Here is a 21501-nt window from a genome sequence, read left to right as displayed (position 1 = left end):
GAAAGGGAAACCATGTCCGACGTCATGAACAGCATCTTCGGCCGCCCCAAGAACGAAAACGCCGACGCGGGCGGGTACGCCTACGGCACGGCCGAGCCCGAGCCGGCGGCCGCCTCCGAGAGCGTTCCGGAGGAAGCCGCCGTCGTCGAGGAATCCGCACCGGAGGCGGAGACCACGACGGAAACCGCCGAGACCGAGGACGTCGCGGAAGACACGGCCGGCTCGGACGACACTGAAGACTCGGAAGCCTCCGAAGAGGACGCCGCCGAGACCGAAGAGCCCGTGGAAGCGGTTGCCGAGACCGAAGAGGACGACACGGACCCGAACGCGGCCGAGGACGAAGCGGAGCCGGTCGCGGTCGCGGAACCCGTCGCCGAACCTGTCACCGAACCCGTCGCCGAGGCCGAGCAGGCGGCGCGCCCGGCCGCGGGTTCCCGCGGCAGCACCACGATCGCGGACGGCGTGGTCGGCAAGATCGTCCTGCGGATCGCCGGCCGGACCGAGGGTGTGCACAGCGTCGCCGAGGACGACGTCAAGGTGGAGCTCGCCGACGACGTCGCCTGGGTGACCATCCCGGTGGTGATCGAGTTCGGCCACGCGGTCAAGGCGCTGGGCGAGCAGCTGCGCGTCGCGGTGATCGAGGCCGTCGAGCAGTACCTCGGCCTGGACGTCGAGGTCGTCGACGTGCACGTCACCGACATCCACTTCCCCGAAGCGGACTGACCTGCGCCGCCGTGCGCCGCGACGGCTTCAGCGGCGCACGGCGTACCGCAGGTGCAGCACATCCCGGTCCGGCAGCTGCCGCACCAGCTCGAACTCGGCAAGTCCGGTGCCCTCGAACAACCGGCGTCCCGCACCGAGAAGCACCGGGACCAGGTGGATCTCCAGCTCGTCCAGCTGTCCCGCCCGCAGCAACGCCTGTGCCGCGCCCGCGCCGTGCACCATGACCGCGCGGTCGCCCGCGGCGGCGCGCGCTTCTTCGGCGCAGGCCACGACGTCGGTGTAGTAGCGCGCGCTGCCCGGCGGCGGGTCGGCCGGGTCCACCCGGTGGGTGAGGACGTGGATCGGCACCCCGTCGTGGTGGTCGCCACCCCAGCGGCCGGCCAGCTCGAACGTCCGGCGGCCCGAGATCAGCGCGCCGGTCGCCAGGGCTTCGCGGTACACCTGCCCGCTGGGGCCGTCGCCGTGGCGGTCGTCCAGCCAGTCGAACAGCCGGCCGCCGCCGCGACCCAGCTCCTGACCCGGACGGTCGTCCGGGCCCGCGATGAAGCCGTCGAGCGACATCGACATGTACAGGCGGATCATGGCGGGCTCCTCCGGTCGGGGGTCGGTTCACCCACGCGTCGAACGAACCCCGGCCGGATCGACCGCGGTCACCGCCCGGTTTCCCGCGCCCGGGCGATCACCTCCTCCAGCCGCAGCGGGCTGGCCGGGTGGTGGGACAGGCACAGCGGCGTCGCCACCTGGCGGAAGCCGAACGCCTCCCCCGCGACGTAGAACTGCGCCCGCTCCAGGCGCGAGATGTCCGCGACGGGGCTGCCCTTCGCGCGGGCCAGCTCGTTGGCCGCGGCGATCTGGGCCGGGCTGTTGAGCCGGCCGAAGAACTGCGTCATCGCGTTGCCGACCACCTGGTTGTGCAGGCCCTTGGGTGCCTGCGTGGCGAACAGCAGGCCGAGACCGTACTTGCGGGCCTGGGAAGCGAGCACGATCGTGCTGCGCGTGCTCGCGGTGAGGCTGCCCGACGCCGCCAGCGTCTGGGCTTCGTCCATGACGAACAAGGCGCCCAGCGGCCGGTCACCCGCCGGGTGGCGCTTGATCCAGGCGAACAGCTCCATCTGCAGCTGGTTGACGAAGTTCTGCCGCTGTTCTTCGGCGGGCAGCCCGACGAAGCTGATCACGGAGACACGCGCCCGTTTCCCGCCGGCCGGGGTGAGCAACGCGCCGGGATCGACGGGCTCGCCACCGCCGGCGAAGAGCGGATCGTTGACCATCGCGGCCTTGAGAACCTCGGCGAGATCGGCGGCGATCCGCTTGGCGTCGTTGAGGTTGCTGACGTCCTCGGGCAGGTCGGACATGAGCTCGACGAGGTCGGGCAGGCTCCGGGACCCGGTCCGCGCGTGGTGGACGACGGCCTGGCGCAGCACGGCGAGCCCGATGTTGGCCTTGGCGGTGGTCCCGGTGAGCCGCACCTGAGGGGCAAGCGTCGCCACGGCAACCTCGACGGCGGCGGTGAACTCATCGGTGTCGTCGAGCACCCCGGCGAAGTCGGGAAGCGGCCGGAAGGCGAGCGGCCGCCCGGTGGCCCGCCCGGGAGTCCAGACGACGACGTCGGTCTCGGCGAGGTACTGCTTGGCCAGCTCGGCGTCCCCGTTCGTCCAGCCACCGGGTGGTTCGGGCCAGGCGTCCCCGAGCCGCGCGAGGTCGTTGTTGGGATCCAGGACGATGGCGGACACGCCTTGCAGGGCACATTCTTCGACGATCCGCCGGAGCAGAACGGTCTTCCCGGAACCGGACCCGGCAAAGACGGCGGCGTGCTTGCGCAGGGCGGAGAGTTCGATCCGCACGGGCTCGCCAGAGCCGACGACGGAGCCGAGGGTGATTTCCCCCTCGGCGGGCGGCGGGTGCGTGGCTTCGGTGGGCTGGTCGGCCGGTTTCCCGGACGGCCTTTCGGGGAGAACGGCCGACAGGAGATCCGACCGGCTGGCGGGCCGCCGGTCGATCAGCCACTCGTGCAGCTCGCGGCCACCGTTGGCGAGCATCTTCTGCAACGCCCAGAAGGTCCGCACGTCGGCATCCGAAAGCCGGATCGTCCGGCCACCCGCGGCCGTGAACTTCTCGACCTCTTCCCGGGTCTTGGCCCCACGGCCCCAAGCGTCCCGCAGGATGACGAGATGCCGGTTGTCCACACCCGGCCGCTGCCCGGCGGCGGACCGCGCCTTGCGGAACCGGCTGAGCGCGGCGCGCGGATCTCGGGCGGCGATCGCACGGAAGATCCAGTGCTCCTGCAGGTCGGCGGTTTCATCGAGGGTCCGGGTCAGCCAGGCGTGCACTTCGCTCAGCCCGTTCTGGCGCTCGCACGACCATTCCATGTCATCATCGCCGACCTCGGTGACCCAGCACCGCAAGGCGGCGGAGAACAGACCCGGCATCACCCGGTCCACGATCGGCTCACCGAGCAGCTTCCCGGGATCGGCTTCCGCCTGCAGCTTCTCGAACTCGGCGTCGAGTTCGGTGAACCGGTCGTTCTCCACCTCGGTCCGCGCGGGCGCGACCGGCACCGGAGCCTTTTCGTCGAAGGAGGTGAGCTCCCTGACCTGGCCGGCCCGCAGGCACCCGTCGATGTGGGCACCGATGCGCTTGAGCAGCTCGCGCGGAGTCCATTGTTCCCAAGGACCCTCGAACGCCACGGGCGCCACGGGCCAGGTCGGGTGCGGAGGGGTGAAGCCCATCGATTCGTAGGCCACCCCGAGCCGCTTCTCCACCAGGGCCCGGCCGAGCGCGGCATCGGTGATCCGGCCCAGCGTCACCGTTTCCCGGAAGCGATCGGGAACAGTGCCCGCCGCCTTCGACTTGATCTGTTCCCACGTGGACGGCAGGCAGGCCAGCACGGTGAGGGTCTTGTGGGTGGCTTCGCGCAAGCCCATGAGCCCGTCGGCGATCTGCGCCACGAGCAGGTCCTCCCCGATGTCTTTACCCATGGCCTGTTTGGACCGCGCGACGAGCGTGTCGAGCTGGTCGACGGCGATCACGACCGGCCCGGTGAGCGCGAGCAGCCGCGTGATCTCCTGGACGAGGACGCGTGACGGTTTCGGCCGCGAGTAGATGTTCCACTGGCGGGCTTCGGAGGTCAGCTCGGTGTCACCGTCCAGGTAGTCCTCGCCGATGTACTTGGTGCCCCGGTCCCGGCTGGCGATGAGCACGAGAGCCCGCGCGGTGTCCCCGCATTCGTCGGCGACCACTTCGCTGAGCGACCCGATCCCGTCGACGAAGGCCTCCACGTCGGCGGGAGTCAGCCCGCGGCCACGCCGGATCCTCGCCTCGACGTCGGCGTCGACGTGGGCCCGCAGGCACACGCGCAGCAGGAACCTCCTCAGCTGCGACTCGCCCGAGTCATCCGGGCGGGCCAGCCCGCGGCGCAAAGCCTCGGCCGTGTTCTCCCAGAACGCCTCGGCCGCGGTGACGTCGTCGAGGAAGAAGTACCCCCGTGCGCGGTGAACCTGGCGCCGGACGAGACCGAGCAGATGGGTCTTGCCGACGCCTTTCTGTCCCCGCATGACCAGCCCGATCGGGCTGGGCCCGTCACTGGCCACGGCGTCGCGGATGCCCGTGTCGAGGGCGGCGAGCGACTCGGAGTGCAGACCGTCCACGTGGTAGGGCGAATCCCGCCAGACGTGGTCGGGAGTGTCCGCCCAGTCGAAGCTCAGCGTCGCGAGTGCCTTGAGCTCGTCCATCACAGCGCCTCGAACGAGACGAAGTGGTTGTCCTCACCGCCGACGCGGATCGCCGCTTCGTGGTCGGCGGCGGTGAGGGCCTTGCGGTTGTCCTCCGGCACCAGGTGGACCTTCCCGGCGCGGCTCAGTTCCTTGAGCACCGCATCGACTTCCGAGGCCGGCGCGCCGAGCTTCGGCCGCAGGTCGACCAGCCCGACCCAGCCGCGCGGCTCCTTCACGAGTTCGCGGTAGGCGACCCGGATGCGTTCTTCCAGGTCGCCCGGCTGGCTTCCGTTCGCGCTCTGCCCCGGGCCGAAGACGTGGAACAGCCGCTTGTTCTCCCGCCGGAGGTAGCCGTCCAGTCCGCCGAGCAGCACGTACAGCGCCGTCGCCAGCGGGCTCTGGCCGCGTTGCGGGGGCGGTCCGCCCGCCACCAGCTCCTTCTCGCACCAGGCCCAGCCGCTGTCGCTCAGCTGGTGGACGTAGCTCCGCTTCGGCCCGGTCCGCTCGCTGTCCACGTAGCCGAGCTTGTTCAGCCCTGTTCGTTCGGTGCCGGTGAGGGTGAAGCCGACCAGCTCTGCCAGCTCCTGGTTGGGCACTTCGCGGCCCAGCACCATCAGCGTGAACATCGCCGCGGTCTGTTTGTGGCCCAAGCGGTCGGTCATCCGAGGTCCTTCCGGTGGTTCGGCTTCGTGGTGAGGGTGCGCAGGAGCCGATCGATCGACCGGCGGGTCTCCGGGACGGCCGCGTGGTGGCCGTCGCCGTTCGGGCTACGGGGTTTCACCGCCACCGCCAGCTCCGCCGCCAGCTCGTTCGTGCGGAGGTCGTCGCCCGCTTCGACGGCCGCCTGGAGGTCCGTCAGCAGCTCGCCGACCAGGTCCCACCGAGACGGGCGCAGCCGAGATGCGCGGACCCGGGCGAGCAGTGCGGGAAGATCGGCATCGGGGGCGGCCGGCGAGGTACCGCCCTTCAGCCGGGCGACCAGGTCCTGAGCCACGCCGGCCGGACCGCGGGCGCCGAGACGCAGGTAGCGGAGGTTGCCGACGTACCCCGGGAGCCCGGCCGCCTCCGTGCCCGGGGTCAGGATCGGGATCACCCGGCGGTCCTGGCCGAACGACCGCTGCAGGAAGAGCTCGACCTCGGCCTGCTGCCAGCGGCTCACCTTGCCGTCGACGATCAGGCACAGGTGCCGGGCGTCGTCCTCGGCCCGCTCCAGCAGCGACTGGTCACCCGACAGCGACTTCACGGCCCGGACGCCCAGCTTCCCCAGTTCCGCGAGCAGCTCGCCGGCCGGCTGGACGAACGACCGCGGGATGCTCACCCGCAGTTCGTGCTTGAACTTCCGGTGGCTCGCGCGCACCGCCGCCACGTAGGCGTCGCGGTTCTCCGCCAGCAGGTCCGTGCGATCGAGGCGGTAGGCGATCACCGCCGCGACCGTCTCGAGCGCGAAGCCGATCTGGTCCGCGCTCGGCGTCTTCTCCGACAGCACCGGCAACTGCTCGCCGAAACTCCAGTACGAGACGTACGGCAGCGTCAGGTGGCGGGACATCGTCTCCGGCGCGACGCCCTGGTCGAGCCAAGCCCCGTACAGCTCGGCGGTCTCCGCGACGACGGTCTTGCGCCACGCCTCCGACCGGCCGTACTCCTCCCGGCTGTCGAACCTCGACAGGACCGGCAGTACGGTGAGCCGCGAGCGGTCGAACGGCAGGCGGTTGCGCGCCGCGTCGGCGCGGCGCGCGGCGTCCACCGCGCCGAGGATGCTCTGCCGGTTCGCGGTGAACAGCAGGACGAGGTGGTCCGGCAGGTGTGCCGTGCAGATGCCACCGATGTCGGAAATGCCCGTGCGGCTGTCGATGAGCACGAAGTCGTAGTCGCTCGTCCACTGCTCGCGGCACTTTTCGAGGTATTCGCCGAACCCCTCCTCGTACAGGCCTTCCCAGTCGATCGCCTGGACCTGCCCGACGTAGTCTTCCTCCTCGCGCCCGGCAGCGATGAAGTCGAGCGCGCCGGCCTTCCGCAGCCGCAACACGTGGGATTCCGGGGCGAACCGGCCTTCCCGGAAGTCGGCGACGAGGTCGACCACTCCGCCACGCGGCCCGCTCGGCAGCTGCGGCCGGAAGTAGTCGCCAAGGCCGGGCGCTTCCAGATCCCAGTCCAGGCAGAGGACGCGGTGACCCCAGCGGGCGAGCAGCACGGCGATGTTGGCGAGCGTGAAGCTGCGGCCGACCCCGCCCTTGTACGAGTAGAAGGTGAACACCGACCCCGGCATCGATCAGAACCTCGGTATCCGCGCCGGCGACGGCGGCTCGGGATCCGGCGTGTGCACCGGCCAGTCCGCCTGCCACTCCGGCGCTCGTTCGATGAGCTCCTCCAGCTCCTTGGCGATCTCCGCGATCTTGTGGTTGAACTCCAGGTACGCCGGCGCGGCCTGGAAGTGCTCGAAGGGGTGGTTCCACCGATGCAGGTCACGTGGACTCCGCGCGTGCGCCCAGTCGGGGAAGTGCCGGGAGTCGCAGTAGATCACCGGGTAGATCAACGGCCGGGTGCGCGTGGTCAGGGCCTCCCGCTTCGCCATGGAATGCCACTCCGCCAGGCACCATTCGTCCCGGAAGTACTTCGGCGAGCACACCGGTACCAGCACCCGGGTGCGCAGCAGCGCCGTGCGCACCTCCCCCGCCCAGGTCGCGCCGGTGCGGACCTGGTCGTCGCAGAAAATACGGACGTCCCGGTAGAAGTTGTTGTCGAGCACTTCGGCCAGCCGGGGGTGGAAATGGTTCTTCACCCACGCCGAAATGTCGCGGCCGGCGCGCTGGTAGCTGATGAACACGTCGTACTCGTACACGCGTGCCTTCGCTCCTTCGCCGCTCCCCACCAGGCAACGGCCCATCCTAGGCCGGGCGCGCACGACGAAAAAAGGCGGAAAACTGGACAGAAGCATGCCAGTATCTGGTCGCCGGTGACCAATTCGACTCAGTCGCCCGAAAAGCTTGACAAACACGGATTCGACGGATAGATGACAGGGCAACATTCCGAATGGCCGATCAGCAGGATCGGTGATTCACCGACTCGACGCGAAGGGGCGCCAATGCCCGACCGTGCCGCGCCCCGGGTGTTCGTCACCTACTCGCACGACACCCCGGCACACAAAGAACTCGTGCACAGCTTCGCGTCGTTCCTCCGCGCCGGCATCGGATTGGACGTGCACCTGGACGCGTGGTACGACAACACGCGCCGGGACTGGTCGCTGTGGGCGACCGAGAACCTGGAGAAGGCGGACTTCATCCTGGCCATCGCCTCCCCCGACTACAAACGCCGCGCCGACGGCACCGCGCTACCCCACGAGGGGCGGGGCGCCCAGTTCGAAGCGGCGATCCTCCGGGACTATCTGACCCGGAACCTGCGCCGGGCGACCGAACAGGTGCTGCCGGTCGTCCTGCCCGGCCGCTCGGTCGACGAGATCCCGGTTTTCCTCAATGCCCACTCGACGACGCGGTACCACGTCGAGGAGTTCACCGAAGCCGGCGTCGCCGACCTCGTCGCCGCGATCACCGGGCAGGGCCCGTACCCGATGCCCCGGCGCGGGAAGTGGCTCGGCGGCGTCCGCGAGGAGCAGCGGGTGCCCGCGGGTGATCTGCCGTGGCTGTGTGCGAGCAACGGGGTGAAACGCGGCGCCGCGGACATCGACGGCGTGCACTACGAGCAGAGCATCGTCCTGCGGCCGGGTTCGCCGCCGGCCGCCGGCCCGGGGTTCGTCGAACTGGACCTCGGGGGCAGCTACCGGCGGTTCACCACCGTCGCCGGGGTGCTCGACGACGCCACCGACCCGTTCCAGGTCGGCCGGGTGCGGGTGGTGCTCGACGGCACCCCGCGGTCCGAACACGACGTGGCCGCCGGGAAACCGGCCGCCATCGACCTCGACGTGACGGGTGCCCGCCTGCTGCGCCTCGAGCTGTCCCGGCCGGGGGCGCCGGCGTCGCCGTTCGGGTCCGCGGCGGTCGTCGTCACCCGGCGGGGCGGGCGGCCACCCGAACTCGGGCTAGGCGATCCGACCATGAGCTGACGCGCGGCAGGTGGCCAAGTCGGACGAACGCAGCGCCGCGCCGACGCCGGCCAGCGCGACCGCGTTCATCGACAACGACGTCACACCCAGCCCCACCAGAACCGGTGCCAACGCCGGGTCCGCCGCCGCTTCGCCGCACACGCCCACCGGCTTTCCCGCCGCCGCGCCCGCCTCCGCGACCATGCCCACCAGCTTCAGCAGCGCCGGCTGGTCCGGGGCGTTCAGTGCCGCCACCGCGCCCAGCTGGCGGTCCGCCGCGAACACGTACTGGGCCAGGTCGTTCGTTCCCAGCGACACGAAATCGACCTCCGCCAGGATCGCGGCCGCGCACAACGCCGCCGCCGGGATCTCGATCATCACGCCCACCCTGGCGATTCCGGCCGCGCGGGCGTGCGCCGCGAACCACTGCGCTTCCGCCGCCGTGGCCACCATCGGGGCCATCACCGACAGCTCCACGCCCGTGTCGGCGGCCGCCGCCGCGATCGCGGCCAGCTGGCGGTCCAGCAGCTGCGGGCGGTCGAACGCCACGCGCAGGCCGCGCACCCCCAGTGCCGGGTTGGGTTCCTCGCCCATCGGGAGGAACGACAGCGGCTTGTCCGATCCCGCGTCCAGCGTCCGGACGACCACCGGCTTGCCCGCGAACGGGGCCAGCACCGCCGCGTACGCCACCCGCTGCTCCGCCTCCGTCGGCTCCGAAGCCTCCGACAGGTAACAGAACTCGGTGCGGAACAGGCCGATTCCCTCGGCGCCGGCCGCTGCCGCCGCCGTGGCGTCCGCGGCGGAGCCGACGTTGGCCAGGAGCTTCACGCGGTGGCCGTCGGCGAGGCGGCCCACGCCGTCCCACGTCGGGCGCGACGTCCGGGCCGACGCCCGCAACGTGCCGTCGGACGGCGTCACCGTGCCCGCGGAGCCGTCGACCGCCAGCCCCGCGCTGTCCAGGTCCAGCACACCGGCGCACGCCACGACCGCGGGGATGCCCAGCGCCCGCGCCAGGATCGCGGTGTGGCTGGTCGGGCCGCCTTCCGCCGTCACCAGGGCCAGGACGAGGTCGGGGTCGAGCCCGGCGGTGTCGGCCGGGGCGAGGTCGCGGGCCACCAGCACGCTCGGCGACGTCAGGTCCGGTACACCCGGCGGAGCCACGCCCAGCAGGGCCGCGACGATCCGGTCCCGGACGTCGGCGACGTCCCGCGCGCGCTCGGCCATGTAGCCGCCGGCCGCCCGCAGCGCCGTCATGAACTCGTCCGCCGCTTCCCACACGGCCCGCGGTGCGGGGAGCGACCGGTCGAGGACGAGCTTCTCCGCGGACGCCGTCAACGCCGGGTCGGCCGCCATCGCGGCCGTCGTCTCCAGCACCGACCGGGCATCTCCGGACACGGAACGGGCACGATCGGACAACGCGGCCGCCACTGAAGCGGCCGCCTGCCCGATCTTGCCCGCTTCGGCCGCGAGGTCCGCGGGAGCGGGCGAAGAAGCGGGTTCCGGCAGGTCAGCGGCCACGAGGACGCGGGGACCGTCGACCCGGCCGGGGCTGACTCCGACTCCGGACAACTGCATTTCGGGACCTCCGGAAGCAAGGGATCGCGTAACTGGGGATTGACAGTACGGTAACAACGGGCACAATCAAACGGCAACGGGCAAACATCGGAGAGGAACGGGCATGTACGCCGCCGAACGGCATCAGCTCCTGGCGCAGCGCGCACGACGAGACGGCCGCGTCGACGTCGGCGACGTCGCCGCCGAACTCGGTGTCGCCCCCGAGACCATCCGCCGGGACCTCGGCGTCCTCGAACGCCAGGGCGTCGTCCGCCGCGTCTACGGCGGGGCGGTCGCGGTCGAGCGGCTCGACTTCGAACCCGAGGTCGCGCAGCGGGACCGGACCAACGCCGCGGAAAAGGACGCGATCGCCCGGGCCGCGCTCGACCTGGTGCCCGACCGCGGCTCGATCCTGCTCGACGCGGGCACCACGACCAGCAGGCTCGCGACGCTGCTGCCCGCCGACCGCGAGCTGACGGTGATCACCAACTCGATCCCGGTCGCCTCGATCCTCGCCACCCGCCCGGGCATCACGCTGCACATCCTCGGCGGCCGCGTCCGCGGGACGACGCTCGCCGCGGTCGAAGCCTGGACGCTGCGCGCGCTCGAAGGCCTGCTCGTCGACGTCGCTTTCCTCGGCGCCAACGGCTTTTCGGCCGAGCACGGCTGCACGACGCCGGACATGGCCGAGTCCGCGGTGAAGGCCGCGGTGGTCGCCGCCGCCCGCCGGCGGGTGCTGCTGGCCGACCACAGCAAGTACGGCACCGACCAGCTCAGCCGCTTCGCGCGGCTGGCCGAGATCGACGTCCTGGTCACCGACAGCGGCATCGACGCCGGCGCGGTGGCCGAACTCGAAGAAGCGGGCCCGGAGGTGGTGCTGGCGTGATCGTCACCGTGACCCCCAACCCCAGCCTCGACCGCACCCTGCGGTTGGCCGAGCTGCACCGCGGCGAAGTGCTGCGAGCGTCGGCCGTCCGGCTCGACCCGGGCGGCAAGGGCGTGAACGTCGCCCGCGCGCTGGCCGCCGCCGGCACCCCGACCGTCGCGCTGCTGCCCGCCGGCGGCCCGGTCGGCGAGCGGCTGGCCGACCTGCTCGCGCCCGAAGGCGTCCCGGTCGTCGCGGTGCCGATCACCGGGTCGACCCGCAGCAACATCACGCTCGTCGAAGCCGACGGGACCACGACGAAGATCAACGAACCGGGGCCGCGGATCTCCCCCGCCGAGCTCGCCACGCTCGAAGGCCGTGCCGTCGAGCTGGCCGCGCGAGGCGCATGGCTGGTGTGCTGCGGGAGTCTCCCGGCCGGCGTGCCCGACGACTTCTACGCGCGGCTGACGAAGCTGGCCCGCGAAGCCGGGGCGAAGGTCGCCGTCGACTCTTCCGGCGCGCCGCTCGCCGCCGCCTGCGCGGGCGGCCCGGACCTGCTCAAGCCGAACCTCGACGAGCTGATCGAGCTCGCCGGCCGCCCGCTGCCGCTGCTCGGCGACGTCATCGCGTTCTGCCGGGAGCTGATCTCCGGCGGCGTCGGCCGCGTGCTGGTCAGCCTGGGCGCGCGCGGCGCGGTGCTCGTCGAGGAGACCGAAACCCACCACGCGCTCGGCCCGCTCGTGGCCGTGCGCAGCACCGTCGGCGCCGGAGACGCCGCACTCGCCGGGTTCCTCCACGCGGGAGGAACCGGCCCCCAAGCCCTGCGGACCGCGGTCGCTTACGGCACCGCCGCGGTCACGCAGGAGGGCAGCCGCATGCCCACGCCCGAGGACGTGCACCCGGAGCAGGTGCGCGTGCTCGAAGCCGACCCCACCTTCACCCTCAGCGGAGCCGCCGCATGACCACCCCAGACCTGATCACCGCCGACCTGGTCGACCTCGGCCTGGACGCGACCGACAAGCACGGCGCCACCCGGGCGCTGGCCGAGCGGCTCGTCTCCGCCGGGCGGGTGACCGACCTCGAGGAGTTCCTCAAGGACGTCGCCGCCCGCGAAGAGCAGATGGCCACCGGGCTCGAAGGCGGCATCGGCATCCCGCACTGCCGCTCGGCCGCGGTCACCGCGCCGACGCTGGCGTTCGGCCGCAGCGACGCGGGTGTCGACTTCGGCGCGCCGGACGGCCCGGCGAAGCTCATCTTTCTCATCGCCGCGCCGGAAGGCGGCGGCAGCGAGCACCTGAAGGTGCTGGCCGCCCTCGCCCGGCGGCTGGTCCGGGCGGAGTTCAAGCAGAACCTGCTGGACGCCGCCGACCCCGCCGCCGTCGCCGAGTACATCCGCCAGGAGGTGGCCTGATCATGAAGTTCGTCGCCATCACCGCCTGCCCCACCGGCATCGCCCACACCTACATGGCGGCCGAGTCGCTGGAGCAGACCGCCAAGGCCAACGGCGACGAGATCGTCGTCGAGACGCAGGGTTCGGCCGGGTCCGAGCCGCTGTCCGCCGAGGACATCGCGAGCGCGGACGCCGTCATCTTCGCCGCGGACCTCGCGGTGCAGGGCCGGGAGCGCTTCGCCGGGAAGCCGATCGTCGAGGCGCCGGTCAAGGCCGCGATCAACGACGCGGCCGGGTTGTTCGAGCGCGCCAAGGCCGCGGCTCGCGAGCCCGCGCCCGCCACGCCGGCCGCCGCCCCGGAACTCACGTCGAAGGTCGGCGCGAACGACAAGGCCGGCACCAAGGTCCGGCAGTGGCTGATGACCGGCGTCAGCTACCTCATTCCGTTCGTCGCCGCGGGCGGGCTGCTGATCGCGCTGAGTTTCGCGCTCGGTGGTTACCAGATCGTCGACGCGCCGAAGGTCACCGAGCACTTCGACGCGGGTTCGGTGGCCGGCTGGGCCGCGCTGATGTTCCAGATCGGCAGTGCCGCCTTCGACTTCCTGGTGCCGGTCCTGGCCGGGTTCATCGCGTTCGCGATGGCCGACCGCCCGGCGATCGCCCCCGGCTTCGTGGGTGGCGCGATCGCCGTCACGGTCGGCGCGGGCTTCCTCGGCGGTCTCGTGGCCGGACTCCTGGCCGGTGGCGTCGTGCTCGCGCTCAAGCGGATCCAGGTGCCGAAGGCGATGCGCGGGATCATGCCGGTGGTGGTCTACCCGCTGCTGGGGTCCATTGTGGTCGGTGTGCTGATGTACGTCGTGGTCGGCAAGCCGATCGCGGCGGCGACGTCGGGGCTCACCAGCTGGCTCAACAGCCTCAGCGGCGCCAGCGCGCTGCTGCTGGGCGCGCTGCTCGGCCTGATGATGGCCTTCGACATGGGCGGCCCGGTCAACAAGGCGGCGTACGCCTTCGCGGTCGGCGGCCTGACGACCGGCGCGACGGCGTCGCTGCAGATCATGGCCGCGGTGATGGCGGCGGGCATGGTGCCGCCGCTGGCGCTCGCGCTGGCGTCGACGGTCCGCAAGAAGCTGTTCACCGAGGCGGAGCGCGAAAACGGCCGCGCGGCCTGGCTGCTCGGCGCGTCGTTCATCACCGAGGGCGCGATCCCGTTCGCCGCGGCGGACCCGTTCCGCGTGATCCCGTCGATCATGCTGGGTTCGGCGGTCACCGGCTCGCTGTCGATGGCGTTCGGCGCGACGCTGCGCGCCCCGCACGGCGGGATCTTCGTGCTCCCGCTGATCGGCAACCCGCTGATGTTCCTGGTGGCGCTGATCGCCGGGACGCTGGTCGCCGCCGGCTCGGTGATCGCGCTCAAGCAGGTGCGCTTCCGGGCGGCCGAACGCTCGGCCGCCGTCTCCGGCCAGCCCGTCAACGCGTGAAGGAGTCCACTGTGTACCAACGCCGAACGCTCGTCGCCAGCAGTGTGGGGCTGCACGCCCGCCCGGCGGGCCTGGTCGCGAAGTCCGCCGCGGGGCAGCCCGCGAAGGTGAAGATCGCCAAGATCACGGACGGGGTGGCAGGCGATCCGGTCGACGCCGCGAGCGTCCTGGGGCTCATGACCCTGGGCGCCGGTTTCGGGGACGAGGTGGAGCTGACCGCCGAGGGCGACCAGGCCCGGACGTCGGTGGACGCCTTGGCCGAACTGATCGCCCAGGACCTCGACGCGTAGCCCAAGCGCCCCAAGGCGGCCTTGGTTGCGTTCAACGCACCGAAGGCCGCCTTGGGTGCGTTGAACGCACCGAAGGCCACATTGGGGCGCTTGGGTCAAGCCGGGCCGAGCAGCGCGATCGACGCCCGCACCGCGACTTCCGTGACGTCCCCCGCCCGGCCGCCGTCCTCCACCGTGGTCGCGATCAGCTCCCGCAACCCGCCCAGCAGCATGATCGACAGCTGGCGGGAAGGTGGGCTGATCCCCGCCGCGCGCATCTCCGGGGTGTCCGTCAGGCGCTGCGTCATCGCGATGAACCCCTCCATCGCGTCGCGCTGCAGCTCCCGGGCCGAGGCGCCCAGCGCGGGTACGTCGCGGATCCAGCTCAACGTGATCGCCGGCTCGGACTCGGCGCAGGCGATCCACGCCTCGATCGCCTGGCGGACCTGGACGGCCCAGGGCGCGTGCGGGTCCACCGACTCCGAGATCTGGCGGATCATCGACCGGTTCGCGTCCGCCAGGAGCGCGATCAAGCACTCCTCGCGGCTGGAGAAGTGCTCGTAGAACGTCCGGCGGGACGTCCGGGCGCGGCGGACGATGGCGGCCACCGTCGTGTCGCGGAAACCGTCCTCGGTGATCGACTCGGCCAGCCCGTCCAGGAGGCGCTGCCGGTGCCGGCGGGTGTCGACGTCCACGGACGTCACGCTATACCCCCTTCCCCTTGAAACCGGATGGTACACCGGCGTACCGTACCGACGGTACGCTCGCGTACCACCTTCCGGGAGGGTCGATGACGACCATGACAAGCCCCGCGACGCTGCCACCGGGGCCCACCGCGCCACGCGCCGTCCAGGGCGTCTACGCACTGACCCAGCCGCTGCGCGGCATGCGGCGGCTCAAGGAACGCTACGGCGACGCCTTCACCGTCAACGTGCCGATCTTCGGCAACGCCGTCGTGATCAGCGATCCCGGCGAGATCAAGCAGCTGTTCACCTCCGGGCCCGACCTCGTCGACAACCTCGAGGTCAACCTCGGGCGCGTGCTCGGGTCCCGATCGATGTTCGCGCTGTCCGGGGAGGAGCACAAACGGCAGCGCAAGCTGCTCGTCCCGCCCTTCCACGGCCGCCGGCTCGCCGCCTACGAGCAGATCGTCGAGGAAGAAACCGAGCGCGAACTGGCGAGCTGGCCCGACGGCAAGGCGTTCGCCACGCTGCCGTCGATGATGCGGATCACCCTCAACGCCATCCTCCGCGCGGTCTTCGGCGCCGAAGGGGCCGAGTTCGCCGAACTGCGCGAGCTGCTGCCGCCGTTCGTCACCCTCGGCTCGCGGCTGGCCGTCGCGCCGATCCCCAAGAAGGGCCGCTTCAACCCGTGGCGCCGCTTCGAACGGATGCGCCGCGAGTACGACACGATCGTCGACCGGCTCATCGCCAAGGCCCGGGCCGAACCGAAGGACGACGTCCTCTCGATGATGCTGCAGACCCGCTACGACGACGGCTCGGGGCTCAGCCGCGAAGAGATCTCCGACCAGCTCCTCACCCTGCTCACCGCGGGCCACGAAACCACGGCGACCACCCTCGCCTGGGCGGTCGAACGCCTCCGCCGGCACCCGGCGCTGCTCGCCGAGCTGCGTAACGACGACAAGCTCCTCGACGCCACCATCCTCGAGGTCCAGCGCACCCGGCCGGTCATCGACCTCACCGCCCGGCAGGTCAAGCAGGACGGCTTCCGGCTCGGCCGGTGGACGCTGCCGAAGGGGTACGCCGTCCTCGTCAGCATCGCGCTGATCCACGACGACGACGCCGTCTTCCCGCACGCGGCCACCTTCGACCCGCACCGCTTCCTGGGCGCGCGCCCGGACCTCTACCAGTGGATCCCGTTCGGCGGCGGCACCCGCCGCTGCCTCGGCGCCGCCTTCGCGACGATGGAGATGACCGTCGTGCTGCGGACCCTGCTGCGGGACTTCACGCTGGTACCGACGTCCGCGCCCGGCGAACGCTGGCACTCGCGGGGCGTCGCGTACGCCCCCGCCAAGGGCGGCCGCGCGGTCGTGCGCCGCCGGAGCACCGGAGGAGATTCGTGACCGAACAGATCGCCGACGTCGGCCGGGGCATTTCCCTGGCGTACGAACGGATCGGGGACGCCGGCGCCGAGCCGCTGGTCCTCGTCGCCGGGCTCGGCCAGCAGCTGCACAGCTGGCCGGACGCCTTCTGCGCGGAGCTCGCCGGACGCGGGTACGAGGTCATCCGGTTCGACAACCGCGACGCCGGGCGCTCGACGCACCCGCGCTTCCGGCCGCCGAGCCTCCTCGGCATGCTCGCCGGCCGGTTCCCCGCGCAGCAGTACGACCTGACGGACATGGCCGCCGACACCGCCGGCCTGTTCGACGCCCTGGACCTGGAGACCGCGCACATCGCGGGCGTCTCCATGGGCGGCATGATCTCCCAGACCACCGCCGCGCTGTACCCGGCGCGGATCCGCACCCTGACGTCGATCATGTCGACTACCGGGTCGCGCCTGCTCGGCCGGCCCGCGCTCTCGACGTTGCGGATGATGGGCGCGAAGCCGCCGAAGTCCCGCGAAGAGGCCGTCGAAAGCGCCGTGCGGATGTTCCGCCACATCGGCTCGCACGGCTTCCCGTTCGACGAGGCCTGGGTGCGCGAGACGGCCGGGACGGGCTGGGACCGCGACCCGACCGCCGGCGGTGTCGGCCGTCAGCTCGCCGCGATCATGAAGTCCGGCAACCGGACGCCGCTGCTGCGGAAGATCACCGCGCCGACGCTGGTGATCCACGGCGACCGCGACCGGATGGTGCACCCCACCGGCGGCGCCGCCACCGCGCGCGCCATCCGGGGCGCCCGCCTCGAAACCGTCCGCGGCATGGGCCACGACCTGCCCGAAGGCGCCTGGCCCACGATCCTCGACCTCATCGACCAGCACGCGAGGAGCAGCGATGTCACGGCCTCGTAGCCTCATCGGCCGCCCGGTGGTGATCACCGGCGCGGCGTCCGGCATCGGCCGTGCGCTGGCCACCCGGCTGTCCCGGCTCGGCTCGCCGGTGGCGCTCGCCGACGTCGACGAAGACGGCCTCAAGGCCACCGCGGCCGCGTTGTCCGGCCAGGTGCTGACGCGCGTCCTCGACGTCCGCGACGCCGAAGACCAGCTTCGCTTCGCCGCGGAAGTGCGAGAGTGGCTGCCGGCACCGCTGGCGGCAGTGTTCAACAACGCCGGTGTCGCGGTGACGTCCAGCGTGCTCGACGCGGTGCCCGAGGACGACGACTGGCTGCACGACATCAACTTCCGCGGCGTCGTGCACGGCACGCGGGCGTTCCTGCCGATCCTCGTCGAGCAGGGCGAAGGCGCGATCGTGAACACCTCCAGCGTGTACGGCCTGCTCGGGGTGCCGTACCAGAGCGCCTACTGCGCGGCGAAGTTCGCCGTCCGCGGCTTCACCGAGTCGCTGCGGCAGGAGCTGCGCGGCACCGACGTCCGCGCGGTGACCGTGCACCCGGGCGGCATCACGACGAACATCGCGCGCAACGCCCGGGTGCGCCGCGACCCCGAAGGCCGGGGCCGCACCCACGAGCAGATGGCCGCGCAGTTCGAGGCGATGACGATGACGTCGCCGGACAGGGCGGCGGCGATCATCCACGCCGGCGTCGACCGTGGCAAGGCCCGCATCCTGGTCGGCCCGGACGCCTACCTCTTCGACGCGCTCGCCCGCATCACCCCCACCCACTACAACGCCGTGCTGACGCGCGTGTTGCAGCGCGCCCGGCGAACGGAGAGCGTCCGATGACCGAACACCTCGACGTGCTGATCGTCGGCGCCGGGCTGTCCGGCGTCGGCGCCGCCCACCACCTGCGGACGGCGTTCCCGCGCAAGACCTACGCGATTCTCGAAGCCCGCGCCGCGATCGGCGGCACCTGGGACCTGTTCCGCTACCCCGGCGTGCGGTCCGACTCGGACATGCAGACCCTCGGCTACCGGTTCCGGCCGTGGACCGACGCGAAGGCCATCGCGGACGGGCCGTCGATCCTCGGGTACGTCCGCGACACCGCGGCCGAGGCGGGCATCGACCGGCACATCCGGTTCGGGCACAAGGTGGTCCGCGCCGCATGGTCCACAGAGGACGCACTGTGGACGGTCGAGGCCGAGCACGACGGCCGGTCCGTCGCGTTCACCGCGAAGTTCCTGTACCTGTGCAGCGGCTACTACGACTACGCGGCCGGGCACACGCCGGAGTTCCCCGGTCTGGAGAACTTCGGCGGCACCGTCGTCCACCCGCAGCACTGGCCCGAGGACCTCGACTACACCGGCAAGAAGGTCGTCGTCATCGGCAGCGGCGCGACGGCGGTGACGCTGGTCCCGGCGATGACCGACCGCGCCGCGCACGTGACGATGCTGCAGCGCTCCCCCACGTACATCCTCTCGATGCCGTCGGAAGACGCGCTGGCCAACCGGCTGCGCGGGCTGCTCGGCGCGCGGCTGGCGTACCCGATCGCGCGCTGGAAGAACGTCGCGGTGAGCACGCTGATCTACCAGCTCAGCCGGCGCCGCCCGGGCGTGGTGAAGGCCATGATCCGCCGCGCGGCGATGAAGCAGCTGCCCGCCGGGTACGCCGTCGACACCCACTTCAAGCCGCGGTACCAGCCTTGGGACCAGCGGCTGTGCCTGGTCCCGGACGGCGACCTGTTCAAGGCCCTCCGCCGCGGCGACGCCTCGATCGTCACCGACCGGATCGCCTCCTTCACCGAGCACGGGATCCGGCTGGAGTCCGGCGACGAGCTCGAGGCGGACGTCGTCGTCACCGCGACCGGGCTGCGGCTGCTGGCCTTCGGCGGCATCGAGCTGGCCGTCGACGGCACGCCGGTGAAACTGCCGGAAACCATGGCCTACAAGGGCATGATGCTCAGCGGCGTGCCGAACTTCGCCTTCACGATCGGCTACACGAACGCGTCGTGGACGCTCAAGGCCGACCTGGTCGGCGAGTACGTCGTCCGGCTGCTGCGGCACCTCGACCGGCACGGCCACGACCAGTGCGTGCCGGTCAACGACGACCCGGCGGTCACCGAGCGGCCGCTCCTGGACTTCGACGCCGGGTACGTCCAGCGGTCGATCGGCGAGTTCCCCAAAGCGGGTTCGCGGGCGCCGTGGCAGCTGGGCATGAGCTACGCGCACGACGTCGTCAAGCTCCGGCACGGCAAGATCGACGACGGTGCCCTGCGCTTCTCGCGGCGACCGGCGGCAGGAGGGGGCAGACTGAGCGCATGACGCTCCCTTCGCCCGCCCGGGGCCGCTGACATGCACGCCGCGGGACTCGTGCTGCACCCCCGCCGCGACTCCGCGGCCGCCGTCGAAGCCGTGCTCGGCTGGGCCGGCAACCGGAACATCGAAATCCTCGGCATCGAAGACGAGATCGTCCGGTTGGACTGCGCCGCGGTGGGGGTCTCGCCCGAGGAACTGGGGCGCCGGGCCGACCTGCTGGTCAGCCTGGGCGGCGACGGCACGATGCTGCGGGCCATGCGGCTGGCCGACGGGCAGCGCGCGCCGGTGCTCGGGGTGAACCTCGGCAAGCTCGGCTTCCTGGCCGAGGTCGACGTCCCCGACCTGCCCGGCGCGCTCTCCGCCATCGACGACCACCAGTTCACGGTCGAGCCGCGGCTGGCCGTGGACGCGGTGCTGCGGGGGCGGCGGATCACGGCGTTCAACGACATCGCGGTGGTGCGCGTGCCCGGCGACGGGAGCGCGGTGATCGCCGTGCGCGTGGGCGGCCAGCCGTTCGTGAGCTATTCGGCCGACGCGGTGGTGGTGGCGACGCCGACCGGCTCGACGGCGTACAGCTTCTCGGCGGGCGGCCCGATCACCAGCCCGTCGGTGGAGGCCCTGCTGGTGACGCCGGCCGCGCCGCACTCGGCGTACAGCCGGGGCGTGGTGCTTTCGGTGCACGACGAGGTGACGCTGGAGCTCCTGCCGACCAGCGGCCGGCTCGCGGTGGAGGTCGACGGCCAGGTCGAGGGGTACGTCTCCCCCGGCGAGCGGCTCGACCTGCGCGCCCGGCCGAGCGCGGCGCGCGTGGTGCGGCTCGGGCTGACGACGTTCTACCAGCGGGCGCGGCGCAAGCTCCGGCTCACCGACTCGGCCGAGATCCCGCAGGACGGCGACCACTGACGGTGTTCTGCGTCACAGCGGAACCGCGTCGGCCATGGTCACGGAAAGGTCACAGGTAGCGTCCGCGGCTGCGCCTGAACCAGCCGAACCGTCCCGGAGTGTTTCCCCACATGCTGTGTCCCGCCCCCGTGCGTCCCCGTCTGCGTGCCCGCCTCCTCGTCCCGAGCGCCCTCACCGCCTTTCTCGGCGCCGCCGTCCTGCTCGCCGTGCTGCACGTCGACCGGCGGCTCGCGCCGCTCGACCCGGTCAGCACGATGCTGAGCGACTACGCGCTGAGCCCGGGCCGTCGGTTGTGGGACGCCGCGCTCCTGCTCACCAGCACGGGATCGGCGCTGCTGCTGGTCGCGCTCTACCGCCGTGGCCTGCTGGCCGGCCCGGCGCTGGTGGCGGCGAAGGCCCTGTGGTGCGTGAGTCTCCTGGCGGTGGCGGTGTTCGCGAAGGATCCGCAGGGCGGCGCGATCACCGCGACGGGCAAGATCCACCTGTACGCGTCGGCGGTGACGTGCCTGAGCCTGCCGGTGGTCGGCTGGGCGCTGGGCCACCGCCACCGCGACGACCCGCGGTGGCGCCGGTTCGCGACGTGGTCACGGCGGCTGGCACTGGCGGCGATCCCGTTCTACCTGCCGTTCATCGTCCCGTTCGCGGTCAACGTCCTCGGCGGCCACCTGCCGACCGTGGCGACCGGTCTGGTGGAGCGGTTGATGATGATCTTGGAGATCGCGCTGCTCGGGGTGCTGGGGTACTGGGCGCACCGGGCGATGCCGACCGGGGTCCGGTTCCGGCCTGCGGTGTCTGCGGTCTGACGGAGGCTCACCGCAACTCGCGAGTTCCGGCCTCGATCACGCGAGTTCCGGGTCCGCTCACGTGATTTCCGGGTCGGCGGGCGTCAGGTCTCGCCCGGCTGGTCCTGGGTGCGGTGCAGGAGCCAGTCGCGTGCGGTGCGGATCAGCGCGTACCGCACCGCGCCCGTCCGGCCGTGCAACGTGAACAGGATTCGCTTGGCCGTGCGGTCGTGCTCCTCCCACCAGCCCGTGTCGGCGATCTTCTTCGTGTCGTCCTCGTAGGCGAGGTGGTCGAGGGCGTGGTCGGGCACCGCGACCGCGAGCCGGTCGGCGCCGGAGTCCGGGGGCAGGCCACGCGGGACCGCCCAGGACCGCAGGACGCCGTCCTCCTCCAGCCGCAGGTCGAAGTGGTGACGTGGGCGGAAGTGCTCGTGTAGCACGAAGGCCGGTCGCCGGTCGGTCACGTCCTTCACCATGCCAGAGCGCGCCCGGCTAGGTTGGAACCCGCAGTGGGATCCAGGGA

At 71.9% G+C, this 21501-nt stretch carries 21 protein-coding genes; 13 read left to right on the top strand and 8 right to left on the bottom strand.

What is annotated here, in order from left to right; translation table 11 throughout:
- Nucleotides 1-12: 12 nt before the first annotated feature.
- Nucleotides 13-723 carry an Asp23/Gls24 family envelope stress response protein gene (locus I4Q55_RS10170; protein WP_206786149.1) on the top strand — a complete coding sequence of 237 codons (711 nt, stop codon included), beginning with the start codon at nt 13-15 and terminating at the stop codon, nt 721-723.
- A gap of 27 nt (nt 724-750) precedes the next feature.
- On the opposite strand, the gene I4Q55_RS10165 is transcribed toward I4Q55_RS10170, so the two are convergent.
- The 5 genes from I4Q55_RS10165 to I4Q55_RS10145 all read right to left on the bottom strand — a co-directional run bounded on the left by I4Q55_RS10165 (nt 751) and on the right by I4Q55_RS10145 (nt 7272).
- A complete protein-coding gene (locus I4Q55_RS10165) occupies nt 751-1305 on the bottom strand; it encodes a dihydrofolate reductase family protein (protein ID WP_206786140.1) in 555 nt (184 codons plus the stop codon).
- Nucleotides 1306-1373: 68 nt separating this feature from the next.
- A complete protein-coding gene (locus I4Q55_RS10160) occupies nt 1374-4451 on the bottom strand; it encodes an ATP-binding protein (protein ID WP_206786138.1) in 3078 nt (1025 codons plus the stop codon).
- Nucleotides 4451-5095, bottom strand: coding sequence for a hypothetical protein (locus tag I4Q55_RS10155; protein ID WP_206786129.1), 645 nt, complete (start codon nt 5093-5095; stop codon nt 4451-4453). Before I4Q55_RS10155 ends, I4Q55_RS10160 begins: the two co-directional genes overlap by 1 nt.
- Nucleotides 5092-6699, bottom strand: coding sequence for a CATRA system-associated protein (locus tag I4Q55_RS10150; protein WP_206786127.1), 1608 nt, complete (start codon nt 6697-6699; stop codon nt 5092-5094). The genes I4Q55_RS10155 and I4Q55_RS10150 overlap by 4 nt, the downstream gene beginning before the upstream one ends.
- 3 nt (nt 6700-6702) lie before the next feature.
- On the bottom strand, nt 6703-7272 hold the full coding sequence (locus tag I4Q55_RS10145; RefSeq protein ID WP_206786125.1) for a toll/interleukin-1 receptor domain-containing protein: 570 nt from the start codon (nt 7270-7272) through the stop codon (nt 6703-6705).
- A 243-nt stretch (nt 7273-7515) separates the two neighbouring features.
- Between I4Q55_RS10145 and I4Q55_RS10140 the strand changes: the two genes are divergently transcribed.
- Complete coding sequence (locus tag I4Q55_RS10140; RefSeq protein ID WP_206786123.1) at nt 7516-8490, top strand: SEFIR domain-containing protein; 975 nt, start codon at nt 7516-7518, stop codon at nt 8488-8490.
- Here I4Q55_RS10140 and I4Q55_RS10135 read toward each other — a convergent pair.
- Complete coding sequence (locus tag I4Q55_RS10135) at nt 8467-10044, bottom strand: putative PEP-binding protein (RefSeq protein WP_206786121.1); 1578 nt, start codon at nt 10042-10044, stop codon at nt 8467-8469. The two genes, I4Q55_RS10140 and I4Q55_RS10135, sit on opposite strands and share 24 nt — an antisense overlap.
- Before the next feature lie 103 nt (nt 10045-10147).
- On the opposite strand from I4Q55_RS10135, the gene I4Q55_RS10130 reads away from it, so the two are divergent.
- The 5 genes from I4Q55_RS10130 to I4Q55_RS10110 are packed head-to-tail and all read left to right on the top strand — an operon-like array spanning nt 10148 to nt 14046.
- The gene (locus I4Q55_RS10130; protein WP_206786119.1) at nt 10148-10909 is read left to right on the top strand and encodes a DeoR/GlpR family DNA-binding transcription regulator; all 762 of its coding nucleotides are present in this window, start codon (nt 10148-10150) and stop codon (nt 10907-10909) included.
- Nucleotides 10906-11850 (top strand): 1-phosphofructokinase, encoded by a 945-nt coding sequence (pfkB, locus tag I4Q55_RS10125; protein WP_206786117.1) that lies wholly within the window; start codon nt 10906-10908, stop codon nt 11848-11850. The genes I4Q55_RS10130 and pfkB overlap by 4 nt, the downstream gene beginning before the upstream one ends.
- A complete protein-coding gene (locus tag I4Q55_RS10120) occupies nt 11847-12299 on the top strand; it encodes a PTS sugar transporter subunit IIA (protein WP_206786115.1) in 453 nt (150 codons plus the stop codon). Before pfkB ends, I4Q55_RS10120 begins: the two co-directional genes overlap by 4 nt.
- A gap of 2 nt (nt 12300-12301) precedes the next feature.
- A complete protein-coding gene (locus tag I4Q55_RS10115; protein ID WP_206786113.1) occupies nt 12302-13756 on the top strand; it encodes a PTS fructose transporter subunit IIC in 1455 nt (484 codons plus the stop codon).
- An 11-nt stretch (nt 13757-13767) separates the two neighbouring features.
- Nucleotides 13768-14046: an HPr family phosphocarrier protein gene (locus I4Q55_RS10110; RefSeq protein WP_206786111.1), complete on the top strand. Its 279-nt coding sequence runs from the start codon at nt 13768-13770 to the stop codon at nt 14044-14046.
- 95 nt (nt 14047-14141) lie between these two features.
- Here the strand turns inward: I4Q55_RS10110 and I4Q55_RS10105 are convergent, their stop codons facing one another.
- The gene (locus tag I4Q55_RS10105) at nt 14142-14729 is read right to left on the bottom strand and encodes a TetR/AcrR family transcriptional regulator (RefSeq protein ID WP_206786110.1); all 588 of its coding nucleotides are present in this window, start codon (nt 14727-14729) and stop codon (nt 14142-14144) included.
- A gap of 86 nt (nt 14730-14815) precedes the next feature.
- Here I4Q55_RS10105 and I4Q55_RS10100 point away from each other — a divergent pair, with 86 nt between their 5' ends.
- The 6 genes from I4Q55_RS10100 to I4Q55_RS10075 all read left to right on the top strand — a co-directional run bounded on the left by I4Q55_RS10100 (nt 14816) and on the right by I4Q55_RS10075 (nt 20999).
- Entirely contained in the window at nt 14816-16108 is a 1293-nt protein-coding gene (locus I4Q55_RS10100; RefSeq protein WP_206786107.1) for a cytochrome P450, read from the top strand.
- Nucleotides 16105-16995, top strand: a complete 891-nt coding sequence (locus I4Q55_RS10095) for an alpha/beta fold hydrolase (RefSeq protein WP_206786105.1) — start codon at nt 16105-16107, stop codon at nt 16993-16995. The genes I4Q55_RS10100 and I4Q55_RS10095 overlap by 4 nt, the downstream gene beginning before the upstream one ends.
- A complete protein-coding gene (locus I4Q55_RS10090; protein WP_206786103.1) occupies nt 16979-17824 on the top strand; it encodes an SDR family oxidoreductase in 846 nt (281 codons plus the stop codon). Before I4Q55_RS10095 ends, I4Q55_RS10090 begins: the two co-directional genes overlap by 17 nt.
- Nucleotides 17821-19299, top strand: coding sequence for an NAD(P)/FAD-dependent oxidoreductase (locus I4Q55_RS10085; RefSeq protein ID WP_206786101.1), 1479 nt, complete (start codon nt 17821-17823; stop codon nt 19297-19299). The genes I4Q55_RS10090 and I4Q55_RS10085 overlap by 4 nt, the downstream gene beginning before the upstream one ends.
- Before the next feature lie 30 nt (nt 19300-19329).
- Entirely contained in the window at nt 19330-20196 is an 867-nt protein-coding gene (locus tag I4Q55_RS10080) for an NAD(+)/NADH kinase (protein ID WP_206786099.1), read from the top strand.
- Nucleotides 20197-20324: 128 nt separating this feature from the next.
- Nucleotides 20325-20999, top strand: coding sequence for a DUF998 domain-containing protein (locus tag I4Q55_RS10075; RefSeq protein ID WP_307793169.1), 675 nt, complete (start codon nt 20325-20327; stop codon nt 20997-20999).
- 83 nt (nt 21000-21082) lie between these two features.
- On the opposite strand, the gene I4Q55_RS10070 is transcribed toward I4Q55_RS10075, so the two are convergent.
- Entirely contained in the window at nt 21083-21442 is a 360-nt protein-coding gene (locus I4Q55_RS10070; protein WP_307793168.1) for a DNA polymerase ligase N-terminal domain-containing protein, read from the bottom strand.
- Between the last annotated feature and the right edge of the window lie 59 nt (nt 21443-21501).

Source organism: Amycolatopsis sp. MtRt-6 (assembly GCF_017308975.1).
Classification (GTDB): domain Bacteria; phylum Actinomycetota; class Actinomycetes; order Mycobacteriales; family Pseudonocardiaceae; genus Amycolatopsis.
This window is presented reverse-complemented; position numbering and strand designations above follow the sequence as displayed.